Annotated in this window: 5 protein-coding genes; 4 read left to right on the forward strand and 1 reads right to left on the reverse strand. The window is 63.8% G+C overall.

The features are described from left to right. The first annotated feature begins 7 nt into the window (after nt 1-7). The 3 genes from V7116_RS25950 (at nt 8) to V7116_RS25325 (ending at nt 2,822) form a co-directional block, all read left to right on the forward strand. A complete protein-coding gene (locus V7116_RS25950) occupies nt 8-169 on the forward strand; it encodes a HEAT repeat domain-containing protein (protein ID WP_349258566.1) in 162 nt (53 codons plus the stop codon). Nucleotides 170-577: 408 nt separating this feature from the next. Next, on the forward strand, nt 578-1,699 hold the full coding sequence (locus V7116_RS25320) for an Acg family FMN-binding oxidoreductase (protein WP_324394788.1): 1,122 nt from the start codon (nt 578-580) through the stop codon (nt 1,697-1,699). A 118-nt stretch (nt 1,700-1,817) separates the two neighbouring features. Then, on the forward strand, nt 1,818-2,822 hold the full coding sequence (locus V7116_RS25325; protein WP_324394789.1) for an NAD(P)/FAD-dependent oxidoreductase: 1,005 nt from the start codon (nt 1,818-1,820) through the stop codon (nt 2,820-2,822). A gap of 62 nt (nt 2,823-2,884) precedes the next feature. Here the strand turns inward: V7116_RS25325 and V7116_RS25330 are convergent, their stop codons facing one another. Beyond that, a complete protein-coding gene (locus V7116_RS25330; RefSeq protein ID WP_324394790.1) occupies nt 2,885-3,148 on the reverse strand; it encodes a LexA family protein in 264 nt (87 codons plus the stop codon). Between the two features lie 1,065 nt (nt 3,149-4,213). On the opposite strand from V7116_RS25330, the gene V7116_RS25335 reads away from it, so the two are divergent. Then, on the forward strand, nt 4,214-5,032 hold an 819-nt coding region (locus V7116_RS25335), incomplete at its 3' end, for a hypothetical protein (protein WP_324394791.1).

Consider the following 5,032-nt stretch of genomic DNA (forward strand, 5'->3'; position numbering starts at 1 on the left):
CGTGCGCGTGCGGGCCGCCTGTGCCGAGGCGCTGGGCTGGATCGGGGATGCCGCCGCCGTGCCGGACCTGATCACCGCCCTGCGCGACGAGCACCACAGCGTGCGCACCGGGGCGGAAAACGCGCTGCGTCGCATCGGCACGCCGGACGCCCTCGCCGCCCTGGAATGACACCCGCCCACCGGATTCTGTCGGCGCGCATCCCACTTCCGCGCCTCAAGCCTGCCCTTCCGAGCGCACAATGAACGATCGCGCTTTTCGTACGGGCGATGCAAGCATCGCCCGGCTTTTCCCACGATGGGCGATCAAATTTTTCCCTACAGACGCCCCATAGCCCTGTGTTTGTCTCCCTTCTCCAATCAAGGCGGGGCCGGGGGTGAAGTCGCGTTTGCTTTTCGCCCTTGCTCTTGCTTTTCGCTATTCCTCCTTCCCCTGCTGCGCTACCCAGTCCCATCTTCAACGTAGTTTGAATCAGGTCGCGGCATAAGCGGGAACGCCGCCCCGCACATCGGACGCCGCGCCGCACAAATTCGATCGACACACACAGCGCCACACGCGCATCTCACAGGGGGGGAACTCATGGACCAGCAGCGTTCGCACCTGAAACTCAGTCGCCGCAAATTTCTCGGCCTATCGGCAGCGGCGGGCGTCTCTGCCGCCGGAGGCTACACGCTCTACGACACCGCGCCGTGGATGGACTACAGCGGGCAGGCCGCGCAGACGTGGGCGCCGGTCCAAACCGGCCTCCCGGTCCCGGATCAAATGCGGGAACTCGTCCGCGCCGCGACGCTGGCAGCCAACGGGCACAACGCGCAGCCTTGGAAGTTTGCCATCCGGGACGGCGCGATCGAGATTCACCCCGACGCCGCCCGCCGTCTGGCCGTCGTGGACCCCCACGATCGGGAACTGTGGATCAGCCTCGGCTGCGCCCTGGAAAACCTGCTGACCGCCGCGCGCGCCGCCGGATACACCCCCGAGGTCGCCTATCCTGCGAGTGAAGACGTCGTCCGCGTTCAGCTCCACACCGACGCGCCGCAGATCGATCCGGCATTCGAGGCCATCCCGCGCCGCCAGAACGTCCGCTCGGACTATGACGGCCAGCCCGTCCCCACGGCGGATCTGGACATGCTTCAGGCGCTCCCCCTGGAACCGGAAATCGACATCCACCTCATCACCGGGCAGCCGCGCATCGAAACGCTCGTCGAGGTCATCCACGCCGGGACGCTCGCCCAATACGGCAGCAACCCGTTCATCGACGAGCTGGTCGACTGGCTGCGCTTCAACAAGCGAGAAGCGCTCGATCATCTCGACGGCCTTTTTACCGGCGCGACCGGCAATCCCCAGGTGCCGCGCTGGGTGGGCAAGCTGTTTGTCACGCGCATGAAGCCGCAGGATCAGGCCGAGACCGACAGCGCGAAAATGCGCAGCGCGTCCGGCGCGGTCGTGATCACATCCCGGTCCGACGACAAAGTGGCCTGGGTGCGCACCGGGCAGGTCTACGAACGGCTCGCGCTGGCGCTCACCACGCGTGAAATCCACTCCGCTTTCCTGAACCAGCCTGTCGAGGTGGCCGAAGTGCGCGCCCAGCTTCAAACCGCGCTCGGATCGGGCGCGGCGCTTCCCCAGCTCCTGCTGCGCTTCGGCTATGGGCAGGCCATGCCGCGTGCGCTGCGCCGCCCGGTCAAGGACGTCCTTTTGTGACGCTCCGGGCCGCCGGAAACACGAGCGCACACGCGCGGCGCGCAAAGACGAATTAAGCAGGATCACCGAATCGGTTTGTCACAGCTTCAGTTTATAATGAAGCTGAGGAGGCACGCCGATGGCAGAAAACAAACAAGCTGACGTACTCATCGTGGGGGCGGGCATTGCGGGGCTGATGGCCGCTCGTAAGCTGACGCGCAGCGGTGCGCGGGTGCTTGTGCTGGAACAAAACAACGCCGTAGGGGGCCGGATGGCGACACGCCGCCTCGGCCCTGGGCTGGCCGATTCGGGCGCGCAGTTCTTCACCGCCCGCGAGGAGCAGTTCCAGGCACAGATCGATCGCTGGCTGGCCGCCGGGCTGGTCTATGAGTGGTCACATGGGTGGAGCGATGGCAGTCTGGGGACCACGCCCGCCACCGGTTACCCTCGCTACGCCGCGCACGGGGGGATGCAGGCGCTTGCAGCGCATCTCGCGGCGGATCTGCCCGTGCAGATCAATACCCGGATCGTTTCCATCATGCCCGGGGGTACAGGCTGGACTGCGACCGATTCATCGGGCGGCGTATATCACGCCGGGGCACTCATTCTGACACCGCCCATTCCGCTCGCGCTGGGGCTGCTCGACCACGATGCCGCGCCGCTCTCTTTTGCCACGCGCACGATCCTGGAACACGTCGACTATACGCCGTGCCTGTCGGGCCTGTTCTGGCTGAACGGCAACATCCACCTGCCCGAGCCGGGCGCGGTCCAGCGCCCCAACGCGACCATCACCTGGATCGCGGACAACCGGCGCAAAGGCATCTCGCCGGGCGCTACTCTGGTCACGGTGCACGCCGGACCGGACTACAGCCGCCAATATTGGGACCGGCCCGACACCGAAGCGCTCAATGCGCTGGCGACGGCGCTCCAGTTGTTCAAGGACTACCGGACCGAGATCGCGCAGGCCCACCTGGACCACTGGCGTTATGCCATGCCCATCACCACGTACCGCGAGCGCTATCTGGCCGCGGACGGTCTGCCGCCGCTGGTCTTCGCGGGGGATGCCTTCGGCGGCCCGCGCGTCGAGGGGGCGGCCCTCTCAGGACTGGCCGCGGCGGAATACGTCGCGGGATCGGTCTCCTGAACGCACACAGGGGCCGCATCTGTTGGCCCCTGTTTTGTGTCGCTGCCGTGCCCCTGGACTGGTTACTTGGCGCGCGCCGGGCGATTGCCGCCCAGATCCCATTTACCGCCCACGACTTCGATGCGGCGGCGTCCGTCCAGGCGAATACGATCCTCACGTTCCAGCATAAAGAGGTGATATTTGACGGTGGAGACGCTCAAAAAACAGCCCTCCGCGATCTCTGTGATGGCGGGGGCCAGCCCGTCGTGCTCCCGCTTATATCGAACGATGAACTCGTAAATCCGGTCGCGTGACCCATTGCCCGCGTTCTTTTGCTTCTTCGTCATTGCGCCTCTCCCGCCAGCGTCCCAACTACGCCCCTCCGTTCCCACTGGCGCGCCGGTCCCCCCTGGCTCACCGGGAAGCAGACGCAGCAATCCCTCGTGGGTTCTCCCATTGCCCTCTCATCCCATCGTGCCATCCCATTTAAAACTGACTCTGTGCTGCACTCCCCGAGCGAGAAAAACAGGTTTCTCGCCCGCCCATCAAAAACCCGCGATCCGTAGAAACAGGTTTGATGCGCTTCCCCCTGGATACTGCCTGTCTCCCCTCTCCAACTTGATTGGAGAGGGGCCGGGGGTGAGGTCCCTACGAGCAACCCGCCCTGTCGTGCCCCGATTCCTGTTTCCATCCGTAGGGGTAGGGCTTGCCCTACCCGGCTTTTCTCTCAGCGGGCGGAGCAAACCCCGCCCCTCCGATCCCCGTTAGATACTGCTTGCCTCCCCTCTCCAGCCCAGACTGGAGAGGGGCCGGGGGTTTTTAGGGGTAGGTTTTTAATTCTTGGGAATCACACGTCAATGCTTAGGCGGGTGATTCGCCTTTCAACGGCTGAAAATCGAGAGCTTCACGGTCTGGCGCTGCCAGCGCTTGAGGCGGAAACGGCCTCAGACCACCAACGATTTCGCCGTACTGCAACAACTGCTAGTCCTTGAAAACCCGTGGAAGCTTAAGCATTCTAAGGCTTCCATAAAAAACCTACCCTTGAAAGGGGGCCGGGGGTGAGGTCGCGTTTGCTTTTGCCTTTGCCCTTGCTTTAGCTCTCAGCTAACCGCTGCTTTTCCGGGGGTGAGGTCCCTCAAGTAAATACCCAACACATACTAGAACACTTGTTCGGTACGGTCAGTATATATGACCTGAGTACGCGCTGTCAACCATAAGCGGCGCATCTCGTACCGTTTTCCAACGTGGGACCACCCCGCTGCGAACCGCGATCGGGTCCATTGGTGCAGCATTATCTGAAAATTGAAGCCAATTATGAGAGTTATGAAATTTTGAAATGCGGCGGCGCTTAACGCTTTTGCTTTACCGGGGTCTGGCCTATAATAATGCCCAGCAGACACGAGGAAGCATTAATGTCAGAGCATGGGAACAACGATCTTCCGACAAGCTGGACGCCTCTCAGCTCGATTTCAGCGGCAGAGCTGATTCGCATCACGCGCGCCCTGACGCGGCGTATCACCAACCAGGATCGCCAGCGTCTCGCCCGCGATCTGCGCGAATCGGGCCATACGCGCTCGCTGCTGACCGACGCCCCCATCGACTTGCAGCAGTTTTTCGCAGGCGAGATCGACCTGGACGACGATCTGTCGGAACGCTACGTCAACGCCACGCTGCTCTCGCACTCGCGCCTGAACAAGCTCCCGGGCGATCCGCCGCGCCGCCGCGCCACGCTCATCCTCAGCAGCCAGGACGACTCGGTCTCGATGGCGGTCGATTCGTACCAGAACGCCGAAAAAGTCGTGTTCATCGACTTCACGTTCACGCTGCTCAGCACGCTGTCGCAGAAGTTCCCGCTCAACGGCGTGCAGCCCGTCGATGCGAAGCTGTGGCTGGCCCTGATGCGCCGCGACAGCGGCATCACGTTCCTGTGGACGCGTGCGCGCTGGGATAAGCCCTATTTCATTTTTGTCGTGCGCGAGCACTTCGCCCGCTTTTACGCCTTTTCGCCCCAGGGCTACGAGGCATCGGTGCGCCTCACGCCGGACATGGTCAACCAGTTGTGCGCCTGGCTGAACGCCGTATGGCTCACGCCCGCCGAGGATCCCGAGCCGGAAGCGCCGGAGCAAAAGCCGCAAGTCAGCGCGTGTCCTTCCCGGCCCGGCACGCCGACCGTCCCGCCTGCCAGCGCCCCGCCGTCCGCCAATGGCGGATCACAGCCCGCTCCCGCCGCG

Source organism: Aggregatilinea sp. (genome assembly GCF_036822615.1).
Classification (GTDB): Bacteria; Chloroflexota; Anaerolineae; order Aggregatilineales; family Aggregatilineaceae; genus Aggregatilinea.

Coding starts and splice junctions, on each gene's coding strand:
- V7116_RS25320 (WP_324394788.1), top strand. CDS start 578: ATGGACCAGCAGCGTTCGCACCTGAAACTCAGTCGCCGCAAATTTCTC.
- V7116_RS25325 (WP_324394789.1), top strand. CDS start 1,818: ATGGCAGAAAACAAACAAGCTGACGTACTCATCGTGGGGGCGGGCATT.
- V7116_RS25330 (WP_324394790.1), bottom strand. CDS start 3,148: ATGACGAAGAAGCAAAAGAACGCGGGCAATGGGTCACGCGACCGGATT.